The organism is Arthrobacter sp. 10L430 (genome assembly GCF_056395245.1).
This window is the reverse complement of record NZ_JBFTJD010000002.1, coordinates 350,007-375,685: the sequence shown is the minus strand read 5'-3', so window position 1 is coordinate 375,685 and position 25,679 is coordinate 350,007. Positions and strand designations below refer to the sequence as shown.

The 25,679-nt window shown below is 65.6% G+C and carries 23 protein-coding genes and 1 tRNA gene; 15 read left to right on the top strand and 9 right to left on the bottom strand.

Features of this window, described 5'->3' with window-relative positions:
• Positions 1-53 precede the first annotated feature (53 nt).
• The 10 genes from AC1DDG_RS03870 to AC1DDG_RS03825 all read left to right on the top strand — a co-directional run bounded on the left by AC1DDG_RS03870 (position 54) and on the right by AC1DDG_RS03825 (position 10,319).
• On the top strand, positions 54-653 hold the full coding sequence (locus tag AC1DDG_RS03870; protein WP_230117190.1) for a MazG nucleotide pyrophosphohydrolase domain-containing protein: 600 nt from the start codon (positions 54-56) through the stop codon (positions 651-653).
• Between the two features lie 122 nt (positions 654-775).
• Positions 776-2,056 carry a phosphopyruvate hydratase gene (gene eno / locus AC1DDG_RS03865; protein WP_230117134.1) on the top strand — a complete coding sequence of 427 codons (1,281 nt, stop codon included), beginning with the start codon at positions 776-778 and terminating at the stop codon, positions 2,054-2,056.
• A 161-nt stretch (positions 2,057-2,217) separates the two neighbouring features.
• Positions 2,218-2,946, top strand: a complete 729-nt coding sequence (locus AC1DDG_RS03860) for an FtsB family cell division protein (protein WP_230117135.1) — start codon at positions 2,218-2,220, stop codon at positions 2,944-2,946.
• Between the two features lie 75 nt (positions 2,947-3,021).
• A complete protein-coding gene (locus AC1DDG_RS03855; protein ID WP_230117136.1) occupies positions 3,022-3,687 on the top strand; it encodes a DUF501 domain-containing protein in 666 nt (221 codons plus the stop codon).
• Entirely contained in the window at positions 3,684-4,631 is a 948-nt protein-coding gene (locus AC1DDG_RS03850; protein WP_230117137.1) for a Ppx/GppA phosphatase family protein, read from the top strand. Before AC1DDG_RS03855 ends, AC1DDG_RS03850 begins: the two co-directional genes overlap by 4 nt.
• A gap of 48 nt (positions 4,632-4,679) precedes the next feature.
• The gene (locus tag AC1DDG_RS03845; protein WP_230117138.1) at positions 4,680-6,074 is read left to right on the top strand and encodes a S8 family serine peptidase; all 1,395 of its coding nucleotides are present in this window, start codon (positions 4,680-4,682) and stop codon (positions 6,072-6,074) included.
• A 34-nt stretch (positions 6,075-6,108) separates the two neighbouring features.
• Positions 6,109-7,575, top strand: a complete 1,467-nt coding sequence (locus AC1DDG_RS03840; RefSeq protein ID WP_230117139.1) for an NAD(P)/FAD-dependent oxidoreductase — start codon at positions 6,109-6,111, stop codon at positions 7,573-7,575.
• Positions 7,576-7,709: 134 nt separating this feature from the next.
• Positions 7,710-8,690 (top strand): N-acetyltransferase, encoded by a 981-nt coding sequence (locus AC1DDG_RS03835; protein ID WP_476874983.1) that lies wholly within the window; start codon positions 7,710-7,712, stop codon positions 8,688-8,690.
• Positions 8,681-8,754 (top strand) — tRNA-Leu (locus AC1DDG_RS03830). Before AC1DDG_RS03835 ends, AC1DDG_RS03830 begins: the two co-directional genes overlap by 10 nt.
• A 215-nt stretch (positions 8,755-8,969) precedes the next feature.
• A complete protein-coding gene (locus AC1DDG_RS03825) occupies positions 8,970-10,319 on the top strand; it encodes an ABC transporter substrate-binding protein (protein WP_230117141.1) in 1,350 nt (449 codons plus the stop codon).
• A gap of 257 nt (positions 10,320-10,576) precedes the next feature.
• On the opposite strand, the gene AC1DDG_RS03820 is transcribed toward AC1DDG_RS03825, so the two are convergent.
• Genes AC1DDG_RS03820 through AC1DDG_RS03805 form a run of 4 tightly spaced genes read right to left on the bottom strand, consistent with a single transcriptional unit; the run spans position 10,577 to position 14,621 of the window.
• Positions 10,577-11,347, bottom strand: a complete 771-nt coding sequence (locus AC1DDG_RS03820; RefSeq protein ID WP_230117142.1) for an ABC transporter ATP-binding protein — start codon at positions 11,345-11,347, stop codon at positions 10,577-10,579.
• A complete protein-coding gene (locus AC1DDG_RS03815) occupies positions 11,344-12,363 on the bottom strand; it encodes an ABC transporter ATP-binding protein (protein WP_230117143.1) in 1,020 nt (339 codons plus the stop codon). Before AC1DDG_RS03815 ends, AC1DDG_RS03820 begins: the two co-directional genes overlap by 4 nt.
• Complete coding sequence (locus AC1DDG_RS03810; RefSeq protein ID WP_230117144.1) at positions 12,360-13,328, bottom strand: branched-chain amino acid ABC transporter permease; 969 nt, start codon at positions 13,326-13,328, stop codon at positions 12,360-12,362. The genes AC1DDG_RS03815 and AC1DDG_RS03810 overlap by 4 nt, the downstream gene beginning before the upstream one ends.
• Before the next feature lie 9 nt (positions 13,329-13,337).
• Complete coding sequence (locus tag AC1DDG_RS03805; RefSeq protein ID WP_230117145.1) at positions 13,338-14,621, bottom strand: branched-chain amino acid ABC transporter permease; 1,284 nt, start codon at positions 14,619-14,621, stop codon at positions 13,338-13,340.
• Between the two features lie 497 nt (positions 14,622-15,118).
• On the opposite strand from AC1DDG_RS03805, the gene AC1DDG_RS03800 reads away from it, so the two are divergent.
• A complete protein-coding gene (locus AC1DDG_RS03800; RefSeq protein ID WP_230117146.1) occupies positions 15,119-16,030 on the top strand; it encodes a Bax inhibitor-1/YccA family protein in 912 nt (303 codons plus the stop codon).
• Between the two features lie 108 nt (positions 16,031-16,138).
• Here AC1DDG_RS03800 and AC1DDG_RS03795 read toward each other — a convergent pair whose 3' ends face one another.
• Genes AC1DDG_RS03795 through AC1DDG_RS03780 form a run of 4 tightly spaced genes read right to left on the bottom strand, consistent with a single transcriptional unit; the run spans position 16,139 to position 20,687 of the window.
• Complete coding sequence (locus tag AC1DDG_RS03795) at positions 16,139-17,377, bottom strand: acetyl-CoA C-acetyltransferase (protein WP_230117147.1); 1,239 nt, start codon at positions 17,375-17,377, stop codon at positions 16,139-16,141.
• Positions 17,378-17,398: 21 nt separating this feature from the next.
• A complete protein-coding gene (gene galK / locus AC1DDG_RS03790; RefSeq protein WP_230117148.1) occupies positions 17,399-18,556 on the bottom strand; it encodes a galactokinase in 1,158 nt (385 codons plus the stop codon).
• Positions 18,553-19,716, bottom strand: coding sequence for a galactose-1-phosphate uridylyltransferase (galT, locus tag AC1DDG_RS03785; RefSeq protein WP_230117149.1), 1,164 nt, complete (start codon positions 19,714-19,716; stop codon positions 18,553-18,555). Before galT ends, galK begins: the two co-directional genes overlap by 4 nt.
• Positions 19,713-20,687 carry a DeoR/GlpR family DNA-binding transcription regulator gene (locus AC1DDG_RS03780; RefSeq protein ID WP_230117150.1) on the bottom strand — a complete coding sequence of 325 codons (975 nt, stop codon included), beginning with the start codon at positions 20,685-20,687 and terminating at the stop codon, positions 19,713-19,715. The genes galT and AC1DDG_RS03780 overlap by 4 nt, the downstream gene beginning before the upstream one ends.
• 186 nt (positions 20,688-20,873) lie before the next feature.
• On the opposite strand from AC1DDG_RS03780, the gene AC1DDG_RS03775 reads away from it, so the two are divergent.
• Genes AC1DDG_RS03775 through AC1DDG_RS03760 form a run of 4 tightly spaced genes read left to right on the top strand, consistent with a single transcriptional unit; the run spans position 20,874 to position 25,066 of the window.
• Complete coding sequence (locus AC1DDG_RS03775; protein WP_230117151.1) at positions 20,874-21,827, top strand: aldose 1-epimerase family protein; 954 nt, start codon at positions 20,874-20,876, stop codon at positions 21,825-21,827.
• A 54-nt stretch (positions 21,828-21,881) separates the two neighbouring features.
• Positions 21,882-23,204 carry an AI-2E family transporter gene (locus tag AC1DDG_RS03770; protein WP_230117152.1) on the top strand — a complete coding sequence of 441 codons (1,323 nt, stop codon included), beginning with the start codon at positions 21,882-21,884 and terminating at the stop codon, positions 23,202-23,204.
• A gap of 3 nt (positions 23,205-23,207) precedes the next feature.
• Positions 23,208-24,446 (top strand): threonine ammonia-lyase, encoded by a 1,239-nt coding sequence (ilvA, locus tag AC1DDG_RS03765; RefSeq protein ID WP_230117153.1) that lies wholly within the window; start codon positions 23,208-23,210, stop codon positions 24,444-24,446.
• 8 nt (positions 24,447-24,454) lie between these two features.
• Entirely contained in the window at positions 24,455-25,066 is a 612-nt protein-coding gene (locus AC1DDG_RS03760) for a rhomboid family intramembrane serine protease (protein ID WP_230117154.1), read from the top strand.
• 107 nt (positions 25,067-25,173) lie between these two features.
• Here the strand turns inward: AC1DDG_RS03760 and greA are convergent, their stop codons facing one another.
• Positions 25,174-25,668 carry a transcription elongation factor GreA gene (gene greA / locus AC1DDG_RS03755; protein WP_230117155.1) on the bottom strand — a complete coding sequence of 165 codons (495 nt, stop codon included), beginning with the start codon at positions 25,666-25,668 and terminating at the stop codon, positions 25,174-25,176.
• Positions 25,669-25,679 lie beyond the last annotated feature (11 nt).

Genomic DNA, 25,679 nt, shown 5'->3' with positions numbered 1-25,679 from the left:
AGGTCTCCAGACTGCTCGAAATAATTGCAGCACTCCGCGAGCACTGCCCGTGGATGGGGGCCCTCACGCATGAGTCGCTCGTGGAGTACCTCCTCGAGGAGGCCTACGAGGTGGCGGAGACGATCGAGACCGGCGCCGACGAAGCCGAGCTGAAGGGCGAACTGGGCGATGTGCTGCTGCAAGTGGTGCTGCACGCCCGGCTCGCCGAAGAGCGCGGCACCTTCGCTTTCGGCGACGTCGCCCACGGCCTCACCGCCAAGATGATCCGGCGCAATCCGCACGTCTTCCGGCCGGACGGCTCCCTGCAAGACTCCTTTCCGGCAACTGTGGAGGAGATAGTGCTCAAGTGGGACGCCGTCAAAAAGGCCGAACGGCCGGAACGGGCCACCCACTTTGAGGGCATCCCCGAAGCGCTGCCGGCCTTGGCCCGTGCCCAGAAAACCCTCGACCGGGCCGCCCGGGCGGGTCTGACACCTCAAGTTGGGCATGCCCATCCGCTGGTTGAGCTTGTCGAAACCTGTGACTCCGAGAACCAGCTCGGTGACCTTCTGTTCGCGGTGGTCCGTGCTGCCCGCGGCAAGGGGTTTGATGCCGAACGCGCCCTCCGGGGCGCAGTCCGGCGGTACCAGAACTCAGCTCCGCCGGGATCATGACGTCCGGGTTCTGGATAGGTTTCCGTAACGTGCACCACTCTCGACTACGCTAGTCCCTGACGAGGACGTCGAGATTTTCCGCTAGTTTCCCAGTAAATCGCTTCACCATAAGGAGCATATTCATGGCGCTTATCGATGCCATCCACGCCCGCGAGATCCTCGATTCCCGTGGCAACCCGACCGTAGAAGTAGAAGTTCTGCTCTCCGACGGCCAGATCGGCCGCGCAGCGGTTCCCTCCGGCGCCTCCACGGGCGAGCACGAGGCCGTTGAACTCCGCGACGGCGACAAGGGCCGGTACCTCGGCAAGGGTGTCCAGAAGGCCGTTGACGCGGTCATCGACCAGATCGCCCCGGCCCTGATTGGCTTCGACGCCACCGACCAGCGCAGCATCGACCAGGCCATGATCGACCTGGACGGCACTGCCAACAAGGGCAAGCTTGGCGCCAACTCCATCCTGGGCGTGTCCCTGGCTGTTGCCAACGCCGCAGCGGCCTCCGCGGACCTGCCGCTCTACAAGTACCTGGGCGGCCCCAACGCCCACGTCCTTCCGGTGCCGCTGATGAACATCCTCAACGGCGGCTCGCACGCCGACTCCGACGTGGACATCCAGGAATTCATGATTGTCCCGATCGGCGCCGAGACCTTCTCCGAGGGCCTGCGCTGGGGTGTCGAGGTCTACCACAACCTCAAGTCAGTCCTGCAGGCCAAGGGCCTGTCCACCGGTCTGGGCGATGAGGGCGGCTTCGCGCCGAACCTGCCGTCCAACCGTGCCGCTTTGGACCTGATCCAGGAAGCCATCAAGAACGCCGGCTACACCCCGGGCAAGGACATCGCCCTGGCCTTGGACGTCGCCTCCTCCGAGTTCTTCACGGACGGCGCCTACCAGTTCGAAGGCAAGGCACTTTCCGCCACCGAGATGAGCGCCTACTACGCCGAGCTGGTAGCCGACTACCCGCTGGTTTCCATTGAGGACCCGCTCGACGAGAACGACTGGGAAGGCTGGAAGACCCTCACCGACGCCATCGGCGACAAGGTCCAGCTCGTGGGCGATGACCTCTTCGTCACCAACCCGGCCATCCTGCAGCGCGGCATCGACACCAAGACCGCGAATTCGCTGCTCGTCAAGGTCAACCAGATCGGTTCCCTGACCGAGACGCTGGACGCCGTGTCACTGGCCCAGCGTGCCGGTTACACCACCATCACCTCGCACCGTTCCGGTGAGACCGAGGACACCACCATCGCCGACATCTCCGTCGCCACCAACGCCGGCCAGATCAAGACCGGCGCCCCGGCCCGCTCGGAGCGTGTAGCCAAGTACAACCAGCTGCTGCGCATCGAAGAGGAACTCGACGACGCCGCACGCTACGCCGGACGCAGCGCCTTCCCGCGTTTCAACGGCTAGTAGCCGGATAAACAACTGACCGGTGGCTATGGTGGAAAGACCATAGCCACCGGTTTTTGTTTGAGGCCGTTGCCCGCTACGGCCGCTGCTCGTCAGGCCGGCCACCGTCCAGCGTTACCGTCCAGCGTTACAGCCCAGCGTCACGCGTTTACAGGAGTGTCATGGCTACCCGCCGTCCCAAAGTTCCCCGGGTGACCCCAGCATCCCGGCACCCCGAGACCGGATCCCCCGGGGGAGACGTCATCCAGGCGGACTTCGGCGGCCACCGTCCTGCTGACGCCGTCAGGGAAACGGGCACACGGGAAAGCGGTGCAGCGGGCGCCAGGGAATCGGCTGCGTCGAAAGCAAACGGCACCCACGGGCAGCCAGCCAAGGGAACGGCACCTGCTGGCGGACCCGCGCCCGCAAAGGGATCCGCCCCCGGCAAGGAAGCAGCCGGGAAAAACCGCGGCACATCCGGATCCTCAGCGGTTCAGGCGGCCGACGAAGCCCTCGACCCCGTTCCCGCCAAAGCCTTTTCCGGCCGCATGCTGGCACTGGCCGTCGTTATGATTGCCATCACCATCATGCTGGCGCCCACCGTAAAGATCTTCATCGACAAACGGGCGGAGATCGCGGCGCTGGAAGCGGACATCGCCGCCAGCAAGTCGAACCAGGACAACCTCAAGCGCCAGGTCTCGCGCTGGCAGGACCCGAACTATGTCAAGCAGCAGGCCCGGGACCGCATTAACATGGTTATGCCGGGAGAGACCGGCTACTGGGTGTTCGGCAGCGACCTGCCGGCCGGCGCGTCAGGCAGCCAGCCCGGTGCAGCAGCAGCACAAGACCCCGCCAACCTGCCGTGGGTGGATTCCCTCTGGGAGTCCATCAGGCGTTCGGCAACAGACTAAGAGCGGCGCCCGCCGCGGGACTGTCTCACACGCCTTTGAGACAGCCAGATCCGGGCAGGAAGGACGGCCGCGCCAGTGGACGAGAACACGGCAACAGCGCCGGAGGAATCCCGCCAGCCATCGGCACACGATCTTGAGGTGCTGAGCCGCCAACTGGGCAGGCCGGTCCGTGACGTCGTCGAGATCCCCGCGCGCTGCGTCTGCGGCAACCCGCTCGTGGCGGCCACGGCTCCCCGGCTCAGCAACGGCACGCCGTTCCCCACCACCTTCTACCTCACGCATCCGGTGATCACGTCAGCCGTGTCACGCCTTGAGGCGGCCGGGCTCATGAACGAAATGAACGACCGCCTCACCGCGGATGAAGCGCTGGCGGCAAGCTACCGCGGCGCCCACGAGGCATACCTCGCATCCCGTGCCGAAATCGGGGCCCGCTCCGGCATTGGCGGCGTGCCCGAAATTGACGGCATCTCGGCCGGCGGCATGCCCACCCGGGTCAAATGCCTGCATGTGCTCGTCGGCCAGTCGCTCGCCGCCGGCCGCGGCGTGAATCCCCTCGGCGACGAAGCCATCGACGCCATCGCCGAGTGGTGGACCGCCGACCGCTGCTACTGCGACGGCGCCTGGGACACCGACGGTGAAGCGCCGTCGAGGGACCTCAGCCGCCACGGTCCGCAGGGCCTGCCGGAAATCGTCGGGCGGCCCGCACCCGTCCGGAAGTCCAAGCAGGAGGCCGGCGAATGACCAGGGTTGCAGCCATTGACTGCGGTACCAACTCCATCCGACTGCTTATCGCCGACGTCGACCGCGGCAACGGCGCCACCAAACTCACCGACATCGTGCGGGAGATGCGCGTGGTGAGGCTCGGGCAGGGCGTTGACGCCACCGGCGAGCTCGCGCCCGAAGCGCTGGAGCGCACGTTCGCGGCCACCGCGGATTACGCCGCAATGATCCGTGAATACCGGGCTGAGAAGGTCCGCTTCGTGGCTACCTCCGCGAGCCGCGACGCCCGCAACCGCCAGGTGTTCGTGGATGGCATCCACGGCCTCCTCGGCGTGGAGCCGGAGGTCATCTCCGGCGATGAGGAAGCCGCGCTGTCCTTCGCCGGGGCCAGCAGCGTGCTGCCGCTCTCCGGCAGTGACCGGGTACTGGTGGTGGACCTGGGCGGCGGCAGCACGGAATTCGTGCTGGGTGACACCGGCGGCGTGATCGCCGCGAAATCCGTGGACATCGGCTGCGTCAGGCTGACCGAACGCCACCTCAAGAGCGATCCGCCCACGGCCGAACAGATCGCCGCGGCTGAGGCTGACGTAGATGCCGCGATCACCGAAGCGGGCCTGGACGTTCCGCTGGAACGCAGCACCGCCGTCGTCGGGGTTGCCGGTTCCATCACCACCATCACCGCGCATGCGCTGAAACTGCCGGAGTACCTGCCGGCCGCCATCCACGGTGCCGAGCTGTCCATCGAAACCATCCAGGCTGCGGCAAGCGACCTGCTGAGGATGACCAAGGCGCAGCGGGCCGAACTGCCGTACATGCACCCCGGCCGGGTTGACGTCATCGGCGCCGGAGCGCTGGTCTGGCGGCAGATCCTCACCAGGATGGGCGAGCTCACGGGCGGAGCGGTCATTACAGCCACCGCCAGCGAGCACGATATTCTTGACGGAATTGCCCTGAGTGTCAGTTAACTGAGTGTCAGCTAACGAGGCACCAGCCAACCGAGTATTGGATCTTGAATGACCAGAGCAACAGCCCGGTTCCGCCGGACGGTCTCCGCTCTGCTGTCTGCGGCGCTTGCCGGCGGCGTCGCTGCGGCAGCGATCGCAACAGCCCCCGCGGCGCAGGCAGACACCTGGCGCGACAAGGAATACTGGCTCAAGGAAGCAGGCATCACCAAGGCCTGGGAGATCTCCAAGGGCGCCAACGTCAAAGTGGCCGTGATCGACAGCGGCGTGGACGGCGACCACCCGGACCTGAAGGGCGCCATCGCCGGCGGCCATGACGTCTCGGGAGCGGGTACATCCGACGGGCAGAAAAGCATCGGTGCAAAGCCCGAGCACGGCACCCTCGTGGCCACCATGCTGGCGGGCCGCGGACACCAGCCGCCGCCGAAGAAGTCCAAGGCCGGCGCCAAGTCGACGCCCAGCCCGTCACCGTCGAAGACGTTGCCGGACGGGATCATGGGGGTCGCACCCGAAGCCGAGATCCTCTCCGTATCCACATGGCTGGGTTCAGCCAACCCTGGCGGGAAGAGCGATCAGGACCAGATCCCTGAGGCTGTCCGCTGGGCCGTGGACAACGGGGCCAAGGTAATCAACATTTCGCTGGGCAGCACATCGCCGGAATGGCCGCAGAGCTGGGACGCCGCCTTCCTGTACGCGGAACAGAAGGACGTGGTCATTGTGGCCGCGGCCGGCAACCGGGTCGGTGGAAACGTCCAGGTGGGGGCACCCGCCACCATCCCGGGCGTTCTCACCGTGGCGGGACTGGACCGTAACGGCAACGCCAGCACGGACTCCTCGTCGCAGGGCATCAGCATCGGCGTGGCAGCGCCCGCCGAGAAGCTTGCCGGAGGGCTCCCCGGCGGGAGCTACGCGGAATGGGCCGGCACCTCCGGCGCCACCCCGATCGTTTCAGGCGTGGCCGCGCTGATCCGCTCCAAATGGCCGCAGATGAGCGCGGAGCAGGTCATCAACAGAATTGTCACCACTGCCAAGGATGCGGGGGCGCCGGGCAAGGACCCGCTGTACGGTTTCGGGGTGCTCAATGCCGAGGCGGCACTGAAGGACAACGTCGCAGAGACGCAGACCAATCCGCTGGGGTCCATCTCGGACTGGATCCGCGTCCACCGCCGCGGAAACCTGGCAACGCCGTCCCCGGTTCCGCCTGCCGAATCCCACGTGGCCCAGCCCACCCTTCCCAAGGCCACGGTGCCGGTGGCGCAGCCGCCGTCGCAGCTGGACAGCGCCCTTCCTGCCGCCGTCGTCATCGGTTTCGGAGGCCTCTTCCTGGCCATCATCGCCGGCGCAGCCATTCAGCTGCGCCGCGCCTACCGGGCGTCCGGCGGAAGCGGCGAGGAGCCCGATACGGGTGTGCTGAACCGGGTGGATTCCGGCGATCCGCCTAGTTAGTGAAGATTTTCACAAACTACTGTATTCTGGATGCATGGCAACCACCCCTCAGCTCCAGGACCGTCCCCGGGTGCTCGTCGTCGGCGGCGGGTACGTCGGCCTGTACGTAGCACTCAAACTGCAGAAGAAGATCGCGAACGCCGGCGGCATCGTCACCGTCGTGGATCCGCTGCCCTACATGACCTACCAGCCCTTCCTGCCCGAGGTCGCCGGCGGCAACATCGAGGCGCGCCACGCTGTGGTCTCCCACCGCCAGCACCTCAAGCAGACCGAACTTATCCAGGGCCGCGTCACCTCGATTGACCATGCCAACCGCACTGCCGTGGTTGCTCCGGCAGACGGCGGCGACAACTTCGAGATTCCGTACTTCGACGTTGTCCTGGCGGCCGGTGCGATTACCCGCACCTTCCCCATCAAGGGCCTGGGGGACAAGGGCATCGGGCTCAAGACCATTGAGGAAGCCGTTGCACTTCGCAACAAGGTCCTCGAGCGGATTGAGACCGGCTCGCTCATGACGGATCCCGCAGAGCGTGCCCGCGCCCTGACGTTCGTCGTCGTCGGCGGCGGCTTCGCCGGCATTGAGTGTATTACCGAGATGGAAGACCTCGCCCGCGCGGCGGTCAAGAACAATCCTCGCGTCAAGCAGGAGGAAGTCCGCTTCGTCCTCGTCGAAGCCATGGGCCGCATCATGCCCGAGGTCACGGCCAAGCAGGCCGAATGGGTCGTGGAGCACCTCCGCAGCCGCGGCATCGAGGTGCTGCTCAACACCTCGCTTGACAGCGCCGAAGGCTCCCTGAAGCTCATCAACCTCCCGGACAAGACCCCGGCGCAGGAATTCGAGTCGGACACCCTGGTGTGGACCGCCGGTGTGCAGGCCAACCCGATGGTCCGGTCCACCGACTTCCCGCTCGAGCCGCGCGGACGTGTGCGCACGCTCCCGGACCTGCGCATCGCAGGCGACGAAGGCATTGTCGACAATGCCTGGGCTGCCGGCGACGTCGCTGCCGTGCCTGACCTCACCGGAAGTGGACTGCCGGACGGTACCTGCGTCCCGAACGCCCAGCACGCACTTCGCCAGGCGAAGCGCCTCGCCAAGAACCTGTGGGCTTCCCGCTGGAACAAGCCGCTGGTGGACTACAAGCACAAGAACCTTGGCGCTGTTGCCGGCTTCGGCGAGTGGAAGGGTGTTGCCAACATCAATCTCCTCGGCCGCATCGGTCTCAAGGGCGGCCTCGCCTGGCTGGCACACCGCGGCTACCACGGCATGGCCATCCCCACGGTTGAGCGCAAGGTCCGCGTAATCTTTGGCTGGATCCTGAGCTTCTTCATGGGCCGCGACACCACGCCGCTCATGGACCTCGACAACCCCCGCGGTGCCTTTGTTGCGGCCGCCACCCCGGCTCCGAAGCCGGCCGCCGCTCCGGCTGCCCCGGTTGCCGGCAAGACCGCCGACGCCCCGCTGGGTGGTTCAAAGGACCCTGTTGTGGCGGAAGCCAAGTAAAGAGCTACAGCTGACGACGGCGGCCGTTCCCCCTGGGGGAGCGGCCGCTTTCGTCGTTGGCCTGTTTTCTTCAGTGCGGCTTCCGACGCAGCCGCGTCCCGGGAAGCGGCTGCGGTGAAGTCTAGACTGGCTGCATGACGGGTGAAAAGAACCTCCAGACGCTCCTGGCCGCCATGCATCCGGTGCTCCGCGAAGGCGAGTACGTGTATGTGCTCTGGCCGCACGGAAGGCCCTTGGCAGCCGGCATCGAGGCTGCTGTCCGTGAAGCCGAAGGGCTGACCGTGGTGCTGCCGCGCGCCGAGGCGGACGCCCTGGGACTCGATTACGACTTCGTGGCCGCCTGGATCACTCTGGAGGTCCATTCGGATCTGGAGGCCGTGGGCCTGACTGCCGCCGTGAGCCGGGCCCTGACAGACGCCAAAATCAGCTGCAACGTGCTGGCAGGCTTTCACCATGACCACTTGCTGGTCCCCGTGGGAGACTCTGCCCGGGCCCTCGAGGCGCTGGCCGAGCTCGCAGCGGCGAACGCAACTGATCCTGAACCCGTGCGCGAGGTGAAGCTGCGGAATGAGAAACCCGAAGACCGCGAAGCCATCCTCGCTTTGGCGGCCGAGGCATTCTCGGTGTCTCCGGTCACAGGACTGCCGGTCGAGGGCGAGCCCGTGGAGGTGGACATCCTGCGCCGGCTATTCGAATCGCAGGAGTATCTGCCGGAGCTCAGCGTTGTGGCCGAGCTGGACGGCGAAATCGTGGGACACGTGATCAGCACGCGGGCGTGGGTGGACGGCCTTGAGCTGCTGGGGCTGGGCCCCATCGGTGTGGCGCCCAGGCTACAACGCCACGGCATCGGCTCGGCGCTCATGCGTGAAACGGTAATCCGGGCCAACGCGGCAGGGGAGCGGGGCATTGCCTTGCTCGGCAGCACCGAATATTACCCGCGGTTCGGCTTCGTGCCTTCGGCGTCCATGGGCATAGAGGCGCCCGATAAAAAGTGGGGAGACAACTTCCAGTTCCTTCCGCTCGCAGTCTGGCCCGGAGGCGTGCACGGAACCTTCCGGTACGCGGAACCTTTCGCTGCCGTGGAAGGCGATACCATTGACCGGGCGCCCCAGTAGCCCAATTGGCAGAGGCAGCGGACTTAAAATCCGCGTGTTGTGGGTTCGAGTCCCACCTGGGGTACAAGTTTCCCGGTTCGTGAGGTGCCGTATGAACGGCCCGTATTCGGGCGCGGATAATGTCATTCCTTCAGGTGTCCCATATGCAACGAGTGTTATAAGGATGTGACCTTACTCACTTATGTTCGGGGCCCAATTGCACTAGCTTGAAGTTAGCTCAGGAACACCTGACCAATCGCATCAAAGGCCGTTCGCACCTTTCGATCGAGGAGACATTAAATGATTTCACTCCCCCAGACGGCGCCCCGAGTAGCTAAGCTCACAGCGCTTAGCATCGGCGTCGCCCTTCTGGCTACGGCTTGTGGTGGCAGCTCCACTCCAACCGCGACCACCTCAGCGGCCGGCGGGGCCGGCGGCATCGCGTGCCCTGCTGCCAGCGCGACAGCCGGAGGCTCCAGCTCAGCAGCCGCAGAAGCCTCCGTGCCCGCTTCGACGACGACCACCCCCACTCCGCTGAAAATCGGATCGCTCCTGCCGACAACGGGGTCGCTGGCGTTCCTCGGCCCACCCGAAATTGCCGGCGTTAACCTTGGCATCAAGGAGATCAACGCCGCTGGCGGCGTTCTGGGCAAGCCGGTGCAGGTTGTCCACCGCGACTCGGGCGACACGAAGACGGACATTGCGACGCAGTCGACTACGGCCCTGCTGGGCCAGGGTGTCAGCGCCATCATCGGCGCGGCTTCCTCCGGCGTCTCGAAGACCGTCATCAACCAGATCACCGGAGCCGGCGTCCTGGAATTCTCTCCGGCCAACACTTCCCCGGACTTCACCACCTGGGACGACAAGGGCCTGTACTGGCGTACGGCTCCCTCTGACGTCCTTCAGGGCAAGGTTCTCGGTAACTACATGGCCACTTGTGGAGCCCAGACCCTGGGCATGATGGTCCTCAACGACGCTTACGGCACCGGCCTGCAGAAAAACGTGAAGGAAGCCTTCACCTCCGCCGGCGGCCAGGTTGTGGCTGAGCAGCTCTACAACACCGGCGATTCGCAGTTCAGCAGCCAGGTCGATGCGCTGGTCGCCGCCAAGCCCGACGCCATTGCGCTGATCACGTTCGACGAAGCCAAGAGCATCATTCCGCTGCTGACCGGCAAGGGAATCAAGCCGGAACAGCTGTTCCTAGTTGACGGCAACCTCTTCGATTACAGCAAGGACTTCAAAGCAGGAACCCTTAAGGGCGCTCGCGGCACGCAGCCGGGAACCTTTGCTAAGGAGGACTTCAAGAAGTCGCTTCTCGCGATTGATCCCGCCCTGCGGACGTTCAACTATGCAGGCGAGGCGTACGATGCAACCAACATGACCGCGCTTGCGGCAGAGGCAGCAAAGAGCACCAAGGGCACGGACATTGCCAAGCAGCTCAAGGCAGTCTCTGAAGGCGGCGAGAAGTGCAACACCTTCCCGTCGTGTGTCACCCTGCTCCGGAACGGCAAGGACATCGACTACGACGGCCAGTCCGGTCCGATCACGTTCTCTGACGCCGGTGACCCCACGGAAGCCTACATCGGCATCTACGAGTACGACGACACCAACAAGCCGCAGCCTGCGAAGGAAGAATTCGGCAAGCTGTAGCCCCTTTCCTAGCCAGACCAGTAGCCCCCGTCCCACGAGGACGGGGGCTTCTGCGTGCCAGACCATTGGCTTGGCGCTGCGCAACGACCGGTGACGCGACAGTCTGCGCCGCGTGACGCCGTCGTGCGCCTCCAGTCGTGCGCCTCCAGTCGTGCGCCTCGCTGAGCGAGTGGTACGCCCGGGGCTAGACAAGAACCACGGGCACGCAGAAAGGGCCGCCACCGGAGGTGACAGCCCTTCTGGCGGTCCAGCGAAGCTTAGGCTTCGTCGGCGAGCGTTCCCAGGTACAGCTGGATGACCTTCGGGTCCTTCATCAGCTCCCGGCCTGTTCCTGTGTACGCGTCCTTGCCCTGGTCCAGGACGTAGCCGCGGTCGCAGATCTGCAGGCAGCGGCGGGCGTTCTGCTCCACCATGATCACGGACACGCCAGCGCGGTTGATCTCATGCACGCGAAGGAACGTTTCGTCCTGTTTCACGGGGGAGAGGCCTGCCGACGGCTCGTCCAGCAGCAGCACCGCGGGGTCCATCATGAGGGCCCGGCCCATGGCCACCATCTGGCGCTCCCCGCCGGACAGCGAACCGGCGCGCTGGGCCCTGCGCTTGCCAAGCTCAGGGAAAAGGTCGGTGACAAAGTCGAACCTCTCGGCGAAGTCCTTGGGGCGCTGGAACATGCCCATCTGCATGTTTTCCTCGATGGTGAGGGTGGCGAACACGTTGTTGTTCTGCGGCACGAAGCCGACGCCCTGCGTGACGAGCTTGTTCGCCTTGAGACCGGTCAGGTCCTGGCCGCGGACCACCACTGAGCCCGAGTGCACCTTCACGAGGCCAAACATGGCCTTGAGGAGTGTGGACTTCCCGGCGCCGTTCGGCCCGATGATGCCGATCAGCTCGCCTTTGCGGGCCTCGATGCTGCAGCCATTGAGGATGTTCACACCGGGCAGATATCCGGCCACGAGGTTCGTGACCTTGACGACGGAGTCGTCCGCTGCTGCGCTCTTTGCGGCCGGTGCCGCGCTCGTGGCACTCATGCTTTGTCCTTGTCTGTGCGGATGGTCTCCTGCATATCTGGCGCCACAACGTCCACGGCGATGATGCCGGCGTTTTCCGTGCCGACGATCGACTCCTCGTCGGCGACGAGTTCCTGCTCCAGGGCCTTGATGCCTTCAGAATCGCCCAGGTCGACGTCGTGGTGGGCACCCAGGTAGGCATCGATCACCGCCGGGTTCTTCATGACCTCGCCCGGGGGACCCTCGGCCACGATCTTGCCTTCAGCCATGACAACTACCCAGTCAGCGATGTGGCGCACCATGTTCATGTCATGTTCCACGAAGAGGACCGTCATGCCCTCTGCCTTGAGGTTCTTGATGTGGTCCAGCAGGGACTGGGTCAGCGCAGGGTTGACGCCCGCCATGGGCTCATCGAGCATGACGAGCTTGGGCCGGACCATGAGCGAGCGTGCCATTTCGAGCAGCTTGCGCTGGCCGCCGGACAGCGAGGCCGCGTAGTCGTCCTTCTTCGTGTCCAGCTTGAATTTCTCCAGCAGGACGTTCGCCTGATCCGTGATTTCCTTTTCCCGGCTGCCCCACATGCCCTTGAACAGGGCCTTGGAAAGCCGTTCGCCGGGCTGGTCAGAACCGCCCAGGCGCATGTTCTCCATGACCGTCAGCTTGCCCATGACCTTGGTCAGCTGGAAGGTGCGGACCATGCCCATGCGAGCCACCTTGTAGGAGGAGACGCCGGCAATGCTCTGCCCTTCAAACTGCCACTTGCCGGAGTTCGGGGTGTCGAAGCCGGTGAGCAGATTGAAGAGGGTGGTCTTGCCCGCACCGTTCGGACCGATCAGGGCCGTGATCTTGTGCCGAGGGATCTCCAGGTATTCGACGTCGACGGCGTTGATGCCCCCAAACGTGCGGGTCACGTTTTCGGCGACGACGATGGGGTCCCGCTTCTTGCAGCCGGGGGTGTTCTCTCCGACGGCGATCGCGCGGGCGTCCGTCATGTAGTCGACGCCGGCTTCCATTGATTCTTCGCTGTGCTTGCTCATGCGAACGCCAGCTCCTTCTTGTTGCCGAAGACTCCCTGGGGCCTGAAGATCATCAGCAGCATCAGGGCTACACCCACGAGGATGTAGCGCAGCTGCCCGGCCTGGACTGTGGTCAGCCAGGTCACCGCGCCCGATTCGATGAGGCCGTAGAGAATGCCCTGTGTCAGCGACAGGACCACCCAGAAGATCATGGCGCCGATGACCGGCCCCAAAACGGTGGCCATGCCGCCAAGCAGGAGGCAGGTCCACAGGAAGAACGTCAGCTCCGTGCCGTAGTTGGCAGGCTGGACTGCGCCGCGGGGGAGCGTGAAGACCATGCCGGCCAAGGCGCCCAGCACACCACCGATGACCAGCGCCTGCATCTTGTAGGCGTACACGTTCTTGCCCAGGGAGCGCACCGCGTTCTCATCCTCGCGGATGCCCTTCAATACGCGCCCCCAAGGGCTCCGCATCAGAAGCCAGATAATAACGCAGCAGATCACCGCGAGGCCCCAACCGATGACCCGGATGAAGAAGTCCCTGTTGTTCATGCCGAGGTAGTCGCCCTCGGGGAACGGGTTCATCGAGTAGAACCCGCCTTCGAAGGCTGCGAGTCCGTTGGCCGAGCCAGTCACCGACGTGAGCTGGTTGGTGGTGACGACGTAGCGGATAATCTCCGCCGCCGCAATGGTGACGATGGCCAGGTAGTCCGCCCGCAGGCGGAGGGTGGGGATACCCAGAACCAGCGCGAACAGCACAGAGCAGATGACAGCGATCAGCAATCCCACGAAGAAGGGGGCGCCGAAGCTAAGGGTGGAGATGGCGAAGCCGTAGGCTCCCACCGCCATGAAGCCGGCCTGGCCGAAGTTCAGCAGGCCCGAGTAGCCGAAGTGGACAGCAAGGCCCAGGGCGGCTAGGGCGTAAGCGGCAGTCGTCGGGCTGAAAAGCTCTCCGGCGGCGCTTGCAAGGATGAATCCGAAGTCCATGGCTGTCTCCTAACCCACGCGCTCGCGACGGCCCAGGATGCCCTGCGGCCGGAACAAGAGGACAACAATCATGATGAACAGCGCTCCCACGTATTTGAGGTCGGCCGCGAGGCCGAAGACGGTGGTCAACTCGACGAAGATGCCGACGATGACGGATCCGATCAGGGCGCCGAAGACGGTGCCGAGGCCACCGAGCGTCACGCCCGCGAAGATGAGCAGCAGGATCTGCGAGCCCATGTCGAACGTGACGCCGGGACGGTAGTAGGCCCAGAGGATGCCGCCGAGGGAGGCCAGCACGCCGCCGACAATCCAGACGAGACGGATGACGGAGTCCACGTCAATGCCTGAGGCGGCTGCCAAGGCGGGGTTGTCCGCCACTGCCCGGGTGGCCTTGCCCAGCCGGGTCTTGAGTAGGACGATGCCGATCAGGCCGATCACGATTGCGCTGATCACCAGCGACCACAGGTTGTTGGGTGAGATGGAGACCGGCCCGATCTGGATTTCCGCGCTCTGGGCAAAGGGCAGCTGCTGGGTGGCACCGCCAAAGTAGAACTGGATGACGTATCGGATGGCGAGGGCCAGGCCGATGCTGACGATCATCATGGGGACCAGACCGGTGCCGCGGCGCCGCAGCGGCCGCCAGAGGCCGGCGTCCTGGGCGTAGCCGAAGAGTCCTCCACCCAGGAGGGCCAGGAGGATGGCGAGCCAGAACGGCAGGTTCATGGCATTAAAGACGAATACGAGAACGGCGCCAAGCGTCACCATCTCACCGTGGGCGAAGTTGGTCAGCCCGGTGGTGCCGAAAATCAGGGACAGCCCCACGGATGCGAGGGCGAGCAGGAGCCCGAAGCTCACGCCGGCGACCAGCCGGTTGAGCAGGTTCTGGCCGAAGTCCTGCTGTTGGACGACGATGCCTTTGCCGAAGGCGAAGATCACCGAGACGTTAGACGTCTGGCTGAACGTGATGCTGCGGGGGTTGGCCTGGCCCGCCGCGAGCTTGATGCCCTGCGGCAGGGTGGACTCGTCCAGCTGGACCTCGTAGGTGCCCTGGGACGGTACGCCTATGTTCCAGGCCCCGTTGGCACTCGAGGTTGCTGTTCCAGTGAAGTCACCGTTTTTGGCCGTGATCTTCACACCTTGGATGGGGGCGCGTGCATCATCGCGGAGGAAGCCGCTGATGTTGTTCTGGAACTGCTGGTTCGACGGGGATGGCGTCGGTGATGGCGTGGCCGCCAGCGATGCTGGTGCGGCGACGAGCAGGATTGCCACGGTGGCGGCGGCAATTGCCCCCATGACCTTCAGCAATCCGGCTGGCCGTCTGCGCGGCAGGCCTCTCGGTGTGCGTCTCAAATTCAAAACCTCCACATGGGGGTGGCGTGGGTTGCGATTGCTTCATTGCAGCCGCTGCGAACGGAGAAGGTGACAGGGGTGGTGCAATTTTTGGTGTAGCTGTTTACTGGATACTTGTGATGTTTGTCACCCTTCTTCGCTCATGTTACAGCGCAGGCAGTACAAACTTTGCGGGCAAACATGCTGCCTAGATCGCGATCAGGTAACAACTGTGAAGCTGGGTCCAATCCACAATTCAGTGTCGCTAATGAAAACTTTTGGTGTATCGGAGTATTCCTAAACAGTCCCTTCTGCGGCGGTGAAAACGCCGGGGTGCAGCCCGGGCAGGTCACGATTCCGTGTCGGCCGTGGCCGGGGCGGAACTTTACCCGCCGCCGGCGCGTGGGAATTGGTAGCTTGAATAGAAGAAACCACTAGCACCCCTCTGGAGGACACCCGCAATGGCACTTGGCGGAAACCCGATCTTCAACGGAAAGAACTTCCGTGGAGCCACCCAGGCGCCGCCTGTACCGCAGGCGTTCGGCCAAAACCACTACGGCCAGGCTCCCGGTCGTGCACCGGGCCAGGTCATCGACGCCCAGGGCGGCTGGATGGCCCAGCAGCAGAACATGACGCAGGACCAGCTGCAGCAGATGTACAACCGGCCGGCCGCCGGCCCCGCCGAGACCGGCCGGATGACCTATGACGACGTCATTGTCAAGACCGCTGTCTGCCTCGGCGTCGTGATGGCCGGAGCTGCCGTCACCCTGTTTGTCGGCCTTTCGCTGGCAGGCATGCTGATGATCGTTGGTGCACTGGGCGGCTTTGTCCTGGGCCTCGTCAACTCATTCAAGAAGCAGCCCTCGCCCGCCCTGATCCTGGCGTATGCCGGGCTTGAGGGCCTGTTCCTCGGCGGCCTGACCCGCATCCTTGACGGCTTCTACCCGGGTGTCGGGCTCCAGGCTGTCATCGGCACGCTCTCGGTGTTCGGTGTGACCCTTCTGCTCTTCAAGAGCGGAAAGGTCCGCGCCACCCCGAAGGCCATGCGTTTCTTCATGATCGCAATGATCGGCTACGCCGTGTTTGCCCTCGTCAACATGGTGCTGGTCTGGACCGGTGCGGTTAAGACGCCGTTCGGGCTCAGCACCAGCGTTGAGATCTTCGGCATTCCGCTGGGGGTCTTCATCGGGATCCTGGCCATCGGTCTGGCCGCCTTCTCGCTGATCATGGACTTCACCAGCATCGAGGCCGGCGTGCGCAGCGGCGCTCCCGAGCGCTTCTCCTGGACCGCGGCCTTCGGCCTTACCGTCACGCTGGTCTGGCTCTACGTGGAAATCATCCGCCTGCTGGCCATCCTCCGCGGCGACGACTAGAACGCCAGGCGGCCGCCGCCGTCGTGCTTAATCAGGAAGAGGGTCCCGCTCCGGCGGGGCCCTCTTCCGTCATTAAGCCTGTTCTTCCATACAGATGGAGGGGCGCGGTCAGCTAAGGCGCTCCAGCACCAGTGCCATGCCTTGCCCGCCGCCCACGCAGAGCGTGGCCAGGCCCAGGGTTCCGTCCGTCGCGCGCAGGCCGTTGAGCAGCGTGGTGGTGATCCGGGCACCGGTCATGCCGAAGGGGTGGCCGAGGGCAATGGCGCCCCCGTGGACGTTGAGCTTCGCAGAATCGATCCCGAGTTCGCGGGCGCTGGCGATCACCTGGACCGCGAAGGCCTCGTTGAGCTCCACGAGATCAATGTCCCCGATGCCCAGGCCGCCAGAAGCCAGGGCCCGCCGGGTGGATTCCACCGGGCCCATTCCCATCAGCTCGGGTGACAGCGCGCTGACGCCGGTCGATACGATGCGCGCCAGCGGCTCCAGTCCCAGTTCCCTGGCCCGTGAATCGCTCATGATGACCATCGCGGCAGCGCCGTCGTTGAGGGGGCAGGCGTTGCCGGCAGTGACCGTGCCCTCTCGGCGGAACACGGGCTGCAGGGCACTGACGGCTTCAAGGGTGACGCCGGCGCGCGGCGAGTCGTCCCGGTCCACCACCGTGCCGTCGCGCCGTTCATAGGGTGTGATTTCCCTGGCGTAGAACCCGGAAGCGATGGCGGCCTCGGCCCGGTTCTGGCTCAGCACTGCCCACGCGTCCTGCTCTTCGCGGCTGATGCCGTAGGACGTGGCCACGTTCTCGGCCGTCTGGCCCATGGCGACGTAGATGTCCGGCATACGCCCGCCCAGCCGCGGGTCCGTCCAGGGCGTGTTGGACTCGGCCCGTGCTGCGGTGCGCTGGCGGGCCGGCCCGAACCGGGGGTTGTGGTTGCCGGCGTCGGTTTCTCCGGCCCCGGCCCAGCTCTGGTACCGGGACACGGCCTCGACGCCGGCCGACACGAACGCCTGCCCCTCGCCGGCCTTGATGGCGTGGTAAGCCATGCGGATGGTCTGCAGGCTCGAGGCGCAGAACCGGTTGATGGTCGCCGCAGGGACGGTGTCCAGGCCCGCCAGTATGGTGACCACCCGTGCCATGTTCGAGCCGGCTTCTCCACTGGGTTCGGCACACCCCAGATAGAGGTCGTCGAGCCCGGGACCGCTGTCCCCGGACGGGTCGAATGACGGCAGCTTCGCAAGCGCCGCGGCCACCATGGCCGCGGCGAGGTCGTCCGGCCGCTCGTCTTTCAAGGACCCCTTGAAGGCGCGGCCGATCGGGCTTCTGGCGGTTGAAACAATGACTGCTTCCGGCATGCGCCCAGCCTACGCCCGCGGCTACGCCAGCCGCATCGCCCCGGCGGCCGGGGTGACAGTGAAGATGTCCGGCGCGGTGTATCCCGCCTCGGCAAAGGCCCGTTCGACGGCGGTGCGCACCCGCTGTTCCTCCGCCACCGGGGTCAGGGCGATGGCCGCGCCGCCAAACCCGCCGCCCGTCATCCGGGCGCCGATGGCCCCGTTCGACCGGGAGGCTTCGACAGCAAGGTCCAGCTCGGCGCAGGAGATTTCGAAATCATCGCGCATGGAGGCGTGGCTGGCATCCAGGAGTCCGCCGATCGACGAAGGACCCTCCAGACCAAGAAGTTCCACGGTCTGCAGGACGCGGTCGTTTTCGGTGACGACGTGGCGGACCCGGCGGAATGTGACTTCGTCCAGGAGTCCGCTGGCCTCGTCGAGGTCGCCCGGTGCAACATCCCGCAGGGCCTTGACGCCAAGCACTTCTGCCCCCAGCTCGCAGGATGCCCGGCGGGACGCGTAACCGCCGTCGGCATGGGAGTGGGAAACCTTGGTGTCGATCACGAGCATGACCAGGCGGGCGGCCTCTGCCTCAAAAGGCACCAGCTCCACGCTTTGGTCGCGGCAGTCGAGGAACACGGCATGCCCTGCTGAGCCCCGCAACGAGGCGGACTGGTCCATGATGCCTGTGGGTGCGCCGACGAAGTCGTTCTCGGCACGCTGCGTTGCCAGGACCATTTCCTCGGGGCTGAGCCCGGCGCCGGTGATGTCATTCAGGGCGGAGACAACGGCGCATTCGATGGCATGGGACGAGGAGAGTCCTGCACCGAGAGGAACGTTGGAATCCAGGAGCAGGTCAAGGCCGGGAACGTCGATGCCGCGCTGCTGCAGCGACCAGATGACGCCCAGGGGGTACTTGGTCCAGCCCTTGGCCGTCCGGCCGTCCAGCGTGGCGGTGTCCGCCGTCGTCAGGCCCTGGTCCCCGTAGGTGGACAAGAGCCGCACCGTTGAGTCGGAACGGACGCCGACGGCGACACGCGCCGTCTTGTCGATCGCGAACGGAAGGACGAAGCCTTCGTTGTAGTCGGTGTGTTCGCCGATCAGGTTCACCCGGCCCGGGGCCTGCCAGACGCCGTCCGGTTCGCTGCCGAAGGCGGCTCGGAACTGTTCCGCGAGCTGGGTGGTGCTGGCGGCGGTCATGCGTGGGCTCCTTCGGTGAGTCCGGAGGCGGACGGGGCGAGTGCTTCAGCCGTCGAGGCTGGAACAGTGACAGCGCGGAGCCTCTCAGCCACAAGCTCGGGTGTGGTGTCGTTGATGAACGCGCCCATGGCGGCCTCCGATCCTGCCAGGAACTTGAGCTTGTCCGCAGCGCGGCGGGGGGAGGTGAGCTGCAGGTGCAGGTAGCCCGCCGGGCGGAGCAGGGTGTCCACCGGTGCCTGGTGCCAGGCCGAGATGTAGGGGGTCGGTGTGGGATACAGGGCGTCGAGGCGTTTGAGCAGGTCCAGGTAAACGTGCGCCAGTTCGTCCTTCTCTTCGCCGGTCAGTGCCGCCAGGTCGGGAACCTGGCGGTGGGGAACGAGGTGGATCTCAAGGGGCCAGCGGGCGGCGAACGGAACGTAAGCGCTGAAGCTGTCGCTTTCCATGACCATCCGGCTGCCGTCCTCCCGTTCTGCCCTCAGAAGCGAGCCGGTCAGCGTTTGCCGGCCGTCGGCGTCGTCATAGAACTTGCGGGCGGCGGCCCCCATGACGGCGGCCCGGGGTGTCACGTAAGGGTAGGCATAAATCTGGCCGTGCGGGTGGTGCAGGGTCACGCCGATGTCCGCTCCGCGGTTTTCGAACGGGAAAACCTGCTTGATGCCCGGCAGGGCGCTGAGGGCGGCGGTGCGGTGGGCCCAGGCTTCAACCACGGTCCGCGAGCGGGTTTCGGTCAGGCCGCTGAAGGATCCGGTGTGCTCGGGCGTAAACGTCACCACCTCGCACCTGCCGAACGCGGGTCCAGTAGTTCCCCAGCCTGGGTTGTCCGGAACCGGCCCTACCGCCGGGCCCAGGGAGGGGAAGCGGTTTTCGAATACGGCGACGTCGTAGTCCGGCGCCGGGATCTCGGAGGGGTTGGCGTCGGTGGTGGGGCAGATCGGGCATTGGTCCGCCGGCGGGAGGTGCGTGCGGGCCTGCCGGTGCGCGGCCACGGCCACCCATTCCCCGGTGAGGGCGTCGAAGCGGACCTCGCCCGGTTCCCCGCGGGCCGGGAGGTCCCGGCGGTCCTGCGTGGTTTCCACGGAACGGGGCCGGGCCGATCCGGCGTCGTCGAAATAGAGCAGTTCCCGGCCGTCGGCAAGGTGGGTGCTGGTGATGTGGGTCATGCGTCATGTCCTTTGAACGCGGTAACCGGCCGGTTCGGGCCGGCCGGGAGGTAGGGGTGGAGTTCGGCAGCAGAAGCGTGGAGTGCTCCGCGTGCGGGCCGTTCGTGATGGGGGCCGGCGGGCACGATGCGCACATCGCGGACCGTCTCCCGCAGCAGGTCCAGTGCGGAGCGGCCGCCGTAGCCCGTGCCGATTCTGGTGTCGGTGACCAGCGTGCCGACGGCCGAAAGCGGCGCTATTCCGGCCAGCCCGACGAGTCCGTACTTTGTGGCATCCGCGAGCACGACCAGCTCGCCCGACGCTGCAATCATGGCGGCGTTCACCTCGGCTTCGAGGAGGTTGGGCGACGTGATTCCGGCATGCGGGTCGATGCCGTGCACTCCCATGAAGCAAAGGTCTGCGTGAAGGTTTTTCATGGCGTGCATGGTGACCGGGCCGACGAGTGCTTCGGAGGGCGTCCGCTGGCCGCCAAGCACCAGGGTGCGGATGCCGCCGGGTTCACCGCCTGGGTGTTCCCGGTCTGACTGTCCCTGCCCTGACTGTCCCTGGCCTGACTGGGGCGACGGGGCCGGACCCGCCAGGGCATTGGCCACCATGATGGAATTCGTGGCAACCGTCAGACCGAGGCCGCGGGGGAGGAGCCGGGCGAACTCATACGTTGTGGTGCCGCCGGAGATGAGGAGCGTCATGTCCGGCCGCAGCAGGTTCAGCGCTTCGGCTGCGATGGCCCGTTTCGCCTCGGTTTCCTGGGCCAACTTGCTGACAAACTCCGGTTCGACGGCGCCAAAGGTTCCGGTCTTCGTGGCACCGCCGTGAACCCGCAGCAGCAGGCCTTCGGCGTCCAGGGCGTCGATGTCCCGCCGGATTGTCATTTCCGAGACGCTGAGCAGACCGGCGAGTGAGGTGACGCGGACGGTGCCTTGGGCTTCGAGTTCCTGGAGGATCCGGTGCTGGCGCTGGGTTGCAAGCAAAGGGTCCCTCCTTTCCGGCCTCTTCGGCGCCTGTGGTCCGGAGCGCCGCTCACCAGTGCTCCGTCTGCCCCGTATGCGGCATATCACCATTGTGGCATAAAACGATCAAAAACAAATACTTTCTAACAAAAGATAACAATCGGATCGGCTGACGACGGAAGGCCCGCACGTTGTACGGTAAGTTTCATGACTTCCGGCGCCCTTCCTGAACCCCGTGATGACCAGCACGAACGCAGGCGTTATGCCTCCGGCCGGCAGTACGAGCTGAGGCGCGGCGACGCGCTCGCAGTGGTGACCGAGCTGGCCGCGGGTCTGCGCTGGTACAGCCGCGGCGGCGTCCAGCTCACCGAGTCGTATGGCGACGCCGATATCCCGCCGGGAGCAACGGGCATAACCCTGGCGCCCTGGGCAAACCGGGTGGAGGGCGGGACGTGGCACCTCAACGGCAAGAAGCAGCAGCTGGACATCACCGAGGTGTCGCGGAATAACGCCAGCCACGGACTCCTGCGCAACGCGTCGTACGCCCTCGTCTCCGAGTCGGAGTTTTCGGTGACCCTCGAAGCCCCCGTCTTCCCCCAGCATGGCTACCCGTTCCTGGTGCGGCACCGTGTGGAGTACTCCCTGGCCGAGGACCTGGGGCTGGTGGTGCGCCAAACCCTGATCAATGATTCGGAGGGTGACGCGCCGTTCGTCCTGGGGGCGCATCCGTACCTTCGGCTGGGCGACGTCCCCAGCGAGGACCTCACCCTGACCGTTCACGCAGATACGCGACTTGTGGCGGACAACAGGCTCATTCCCCGCAGTTCTGAACCTGTCAGCGAAGACACCGATCTGCGCCCGGGCCGGAAAGTGGGGGACCTCGACATCGACGTCGCCCTCACTGACCTGGAGTTCGACGGCGGGATTGCCCGTCACACGCTGTCGGCGGCAGACGGCCGCACCGTGAGCCTGTGGCAGGACGCCACGTGCCCGTTCGTGCATGTGTTTGTGACCCGCGAATTTCCCGGCCGGCCCAAGGCGGTGGCCATAGAACCGATGACCGGGCCGGCGAACGCCTTCAACTCCGGCCACGGCCTCGGGTGGCTGGCCCCCGATGAGTCTTTCACCATGACGTGGGGCATCAGCGGGAGCACCACCTGACTCTGTGCTTCGCTCCCGTTTCCCATAGCCGCGCAGCTAGGGAATTATGGGGCTATGACGCCAGCTAAGGACGCCACGCCCGAAGAACCTGTCAAGACAACCATCCTTCCGCCCCCGCGCCCACGGACGGAGCATGACCTCGAGCACGACATTCCTTACGGCGTGCGCATCGCGGCGGCGTGGGCATGGCGGCTGGGGCTGATCCTGCTGGTCATCGGCGGGCTCGTATGGCTGCTCAGCAAGGTCAGCTTCCTCATCATCCCGGTCATGGTGGCGGCGCTGCTGGCCGGCCTGCTCAGCCCCGTGGTGGGGTGGCTGCGCTCGCAGCGCCTTCCGAACGGAGCTGCCGTCGCCCTCACGGTCCTGGCGTTCGTCGGACTGATCGTCGGGGCGCTGGCACTGGTGGGGCGCCAGCTGGCTTTGGGCTTCCAGGAGCTGTGGAGCGAGGCACTGACGGGTGTCCAGCAGGTCCAGGACTGGCTGGCGGTGGGACCGCTGCACCTGACGGCCGCGCAGATTGACCAATACATTCAGGAAGCAACGGCTGCGCTGCAGAACAACAGCAGCAGCATACTCAGCGGTGCGCTTTCCTTCGGGAGCACTGCAGGACACTTTGCCGCCGGGATGGTGCTGGCGCTGTTCATCCTCATCTTCTTCCTCCTGGAGGGGGAGCGGATCTGGGGCTTCATGGTCCGGCTTCTCCCGCGGCGGGCACGCATTCCCGCCGATGGTGCCGGGCGGCGCGGCTGGACGTCGATGGTCAGCTACGCCCGGATCCAGATGTTTGTGGCCTTTGTGGACGCGGTGGGCATCGGAGTGGGTGCGGCCATCATCGGCGTCCCGCTGGCACTCCCGCTCGGCGTGCTCGTGTTCATCGGCTCCTTCATTCCGGTGGTCGGTGCCCTGGTGACGGGTGCCATCGCGGTGCTGCTGGCCCTTGTGGCCAACGGCCCCGTAAACGCGCTGGTCATGCTGGGCATCGTGTTGCTGGTGCAGCAGCTGGAAAGCCACATCCTGCAGCCGCTCGTCATGGGCAAGGCCGTGGCCCTGCACCCGGTGGCAGTGATCCTGTCTGTCGCCGCCGGTTCCTACCTCGCAGGCATCCCCGGAGCCCTCTTCTCCGTGCCGATCCTTGCCGTAGCAAACTCGGCGATTCGGTATATTGCCGGCAGAACGTGGGAACATGATCAAGTGCTGGCTGCCGCGCGCGGCAGTGTCGCGGCGGGCTCAGCCGGCGCAGACCAGGACAACACCTTCAAAGACGTCCGTTTGCCGGGTGCGAATCCCGGCCACGGCAAGGACGCCGATCGTGCAACAGGTGCCCCGGGCGGCAAGGCCGCTCCGGGCTCCGAAGCTGAATTTCCCAAAGGAGAATAGTTCGTGAATACCCCTGAAAGCCTTCCCGTCACGCTGGACGATGTCCTTGAGGCGCAGAAGTTGCTTGACGGGATTATTACCCGGACGCCCGTGGAGTCCTCCCGGGCGCTGGGCAGCATGGTCGGCGGCCAGGTCTTCTTCAAGTGTGAAAACCTCCAGCGTGCCGGTTCCTTCAAGGTGCGCGGCGCCTACGTCAGGATGGCCCGCCTCTCTGAGTCGGACAAAAAGCGAGGAGTTGTGGCGGCCTCAGCCGGCAACCACGCGCAGGGTGTGGCAGTGGCTGCCAAGAGCCTGGGTATCAAGGCACGGATCTACATGCCGCTCGGCGTGGCCCTTCCTAAGCTGGCCGCCACGCGCAGCCACGGCGCCGAGGTGATACTGCACGGGCATAACGTGGACGAGGCACTCGCCGAGGCGCAGCGCTACGCCGACGATACCGGCGCGGTCTTTGTCCACCCCTTCGACAACGTTGACGTGGTGGCCGGCCAGGGTACCGTGGGCCTGGAAATCCTCGAACAGATACCCGACGTCGACACCATCCTCATGGGCGTCGGTGGCGGCGGCCTGCTGGCCGGCGTGGCCGTGGCCGTCAAGGCCAGAGCCAAGGAACTTGGCCGGGAAATCCGTATCATCGGCGTGCAGGCCGAAAATGCGGCCGCCTACCCGCCGTCGCTGGCGGCCGATGCCCTGGTGCCCTTGAAAAAGGTTTCGACCATGGCCGACGGCATCGCCGTGGGCCGACCCGGGCAGCTGCCCTTCAGCATCATCCGTGAACTCGTGGATGACGTGGTCACGGTCAGCGAGGACTCCCTGGCAAGGGCGCTGATCTTCCTCCTGGAACGGGCCAAGATGGTGGTGGAGCCGGCCGGGGCAGTGGGCGTGGCGGCCCTTATGGACGGCAAGATCGAAAACCCCGGCACAACGGCAGTCATACTGTCCGGCGGCAACATCGACCCGATGCTGATGCTCAAGGTCATTCAGCGCGGTCTTTCCGCCGCCGGCCGCTACATGACCGTGCGCATGATGCTCGACGACCGCCCGGGTTCGCTGGCCACTATCGCGCGGATCATTGCGGAGAACGATGCCAACGTGACGGGTCTTGACCACACCCGGGTGGGCGGATCCATCAGCATGGGGGACGTTTCCATCACGGTGAACCTCGAGACCAAGGGCCACGAGCACGGTGAACAGGTCCTCGGTGCGCTGCGCGCCGAGGGTTTCCAGCCGATCGTGGTGCACTAGGAGCAGGCATGCTGGACACCCCTGGCGACTCTCCGGCCACGAGGGACACGCCGGCGTCGCGCGCCAAGGGCGGGCTGCTGGTGGTGGGGTCATTCGTGGCGCTCCTCTTTGCCATCGAGCTGGTGAACATGCTCACGCTCCACGCCCTGAACGGCATCTTCGGACTCCGGCCGCGCAGCGCGGACGGAATCCTGGACATCTTCACCTTCCCTCTGCTCCACGCCAACCTGAACCACGTCCTGTCCAATGCGCTGCCCCTGATCATCTTTGGCTTCCTGGTCTTCATGTCCGGGTTGCGGATCTTCCTTACGGCCGTGGCCTGCAGCTGGCTGGGCTCCGGCGCGGCAGTCTGGCTGATCGGCGGCGGCGGGATCACCGTGGGGGCGTCCGGCCTGGTCTTCGGGCTGTTCGCCTTCCTCCTGGTCCGGGGCTTTTTCAACCGCAACTGGTGGCAGATTCTGCTGTCTGTGGTGCTCTTCATGGCTTACGGCAGCATCCTCTTCGGGCTCATTCCAAGCGTGGCGGGCTACGTCTCGTGGCAAGCACACCTCGGCGGCGCCGCCGGCGGCGTCCTGGCGGCGGTCGTGCTACGGGCAAGAAGCGCGGCCCGCAGCGGCTAAGGCGAGTTAAAGCACGACGCCGGCCCTCCCGCAATGGGGGAGGGCCGGCGTCGTGCGTTGACGGTCGTGCGTTTTAGCACGACCAGCCGAAGCGAAGGGCGCGCCGCTTAGCCTGCGTAGGGCTTGGCGGACAGGATCTCCACGGGGATTTCCTTGCCGTTGGGGGCAGTGTAGCTGAGCTTGTCGCCCTCTTTGTGGCCCATGATGGCCGCGCCGAGCGGGGACTTCTCGCTGAAGACATCCAGATCGGAGTCGCCGGCGATTTCACGCGAACCAAGCAGGAACTTCTCCTCGTCCCCGGCGATCCGGGCAACGACGAGCATGCCGGGCTCGACGATTCCGTCATCTGCCGGGGCTTCGCCGACGTGGGCGTCGCGGAGCAGCGCGGTGAGCTGGCGGATGCGGGCCTCAATCTTGCCCTGCTCTTCCTTGGCTGCGTGGTAGCCGCCGTTTTCCTTGAGGTCTCCCTCTTGGCGCGCAGCTTCAATTTTCTGGACGATATCCGCCCGGCCGGCGCTGGAAAGGTGGTCCAGCTCTGCCTTCAGGCGGTCAAAAGCTTCCTGGGTAAGCCAAGCTGCAGGCGCGCTGTTGGTGGTAGACACGGACTTCTCCT

Bases quoted from the DNA above. Each gene is read 5' to 3' on its own strand.
- AC1DDG_RS03825 (WP_230117141.1), top strand. From the start codon at position 8,970: ATGATTTCACTCCCCCAGACGGCGCCCCGAGTAGCTAAGCTCACAGCG.
- AC1DDG_RS03770 (WP_230117152.1), top strand. From the start codon at position 21,882: ATGACGCCAGCTAAGGACGCCACGCCCGAAGAACCTGTCAAGACAACC.
- galT (WP_230117149.1), bottom strand. From the start codon at position 19,716: ATGACCCACATCACCAGCACCCACCTTGCCGACGGCCGGGAACTGCTC.
- AC1DDG_RS03810 (WP_230117144.1), bottom strand. From the start codon at position 13,328: ATGGACTTCGGATTCATCCTTGCAAGCGCCGCCGGAGAGCTTTTCAGC.
- AC1DDG_RS03815 (WP_230117143.1), bottom strand. From the start codon at position 12,363: ATGAGCAAGCACAGCGAAGAATCAATGGAAGCCGGCGTCGACTACATG.
- AC1DDG_RS03775 (WP_230117151.1), top strand. From the start codon at position 20,874: ATGACTTCCGGCGCCCTTCCTGAACCCCGTGATGACCAGCACGAACGC.
- AC1DDG_RS03760 (WP_230117154.1), top strand. From the start codon at position 24,455: ATGCTGGACACCCCTGGCGACTCTCCGGCCACGAGGGACACGCCGGCG.
- eno (WP_230117134.1), top strand. From the start codon at position 776: ATGGCGCTTATCGATGCCATCCACGCCCGCGAGATCCTCGATTCCCGT.
- AC1DDG_RS03850 (WP_230117137.1), top strand. From the start codon at position 3,684: ATGACCAGGGTTGCAGCCATTGACTGCGGTACCAACTCCATCCGACTG.
- AC1DDG_RS03860 (WP_230117135.1), top strand. From the start codon at position 2,218: ATGGCTACCCGCCGTCCCAAAGTTCCCCGGGTGACCCCAGCATCCCGG.
- AC1DDG_RS03845 (WP_230117138.1), top strand. From the start codon at position 4,680: ATGACCAGAGCAACAGCCCGGTTCCGCCGGACGGTCTCCGCTCTGCTG.
- AC1DDG_RS03835 (WP_476874983.1), top strand. From the start codon at position 7,710: ATGACGGGTGAAAAGAACCTCCAGACGCTCCTGGCCGCCATGCATCCG.
- AC1DDG_RS03870 (WP_230117190.1), top strand. From the start codon at position 54: ATGGGGGCCCTCACGCATGAGTCGCTCGTGGAGTACCTCCTCGAGGAG.
- AC1DDG_RS03805 (WP_230117145.1), bottom strand. From the start codon at position 14,621: ATGGGGGCAATTGCCGCCGCCACCGTGGCAATCCTGCTCGTCGCCGCA.
- AC1DDG_RS03800 (WP_230117146.1), top strand. From the start codon at position 15,119: ATGGCACTTGGCGGAAACCCGATCTTCAACGGAAAGAACTTCCGTGGA.
- AC1DDG_RS03840 (WP_230117139.1), top strand. From the start codon at position 6,109: ATGGCAACCACCCCTCAGCTCCAGGACCGTCCCCGGGTGCTCGTCGTC.
- AC1DDG_RS03820 (WP_230117142.1), bottom strand. From the start codon at position 11,347: ATGAGTGCCACGAGCGCGGCACCGGCCGCAAAGAGCGCAGCAGCGGAC.
- AC1DDG_RS03795 (WP_230117147.1), bottom strand. From the start codon at position 17,377: ATGCCGGAAGCAGTCATTGTTTCAACCGCCAGAAGCCCGATCGGCCGC.
- galK (WP_230117148.1), bottom strand. From the start codon at position 18,556: ATGACCGCCGCCAGCACCACCCAGCTCGCGGAACAGTTCCGAGCCGCC.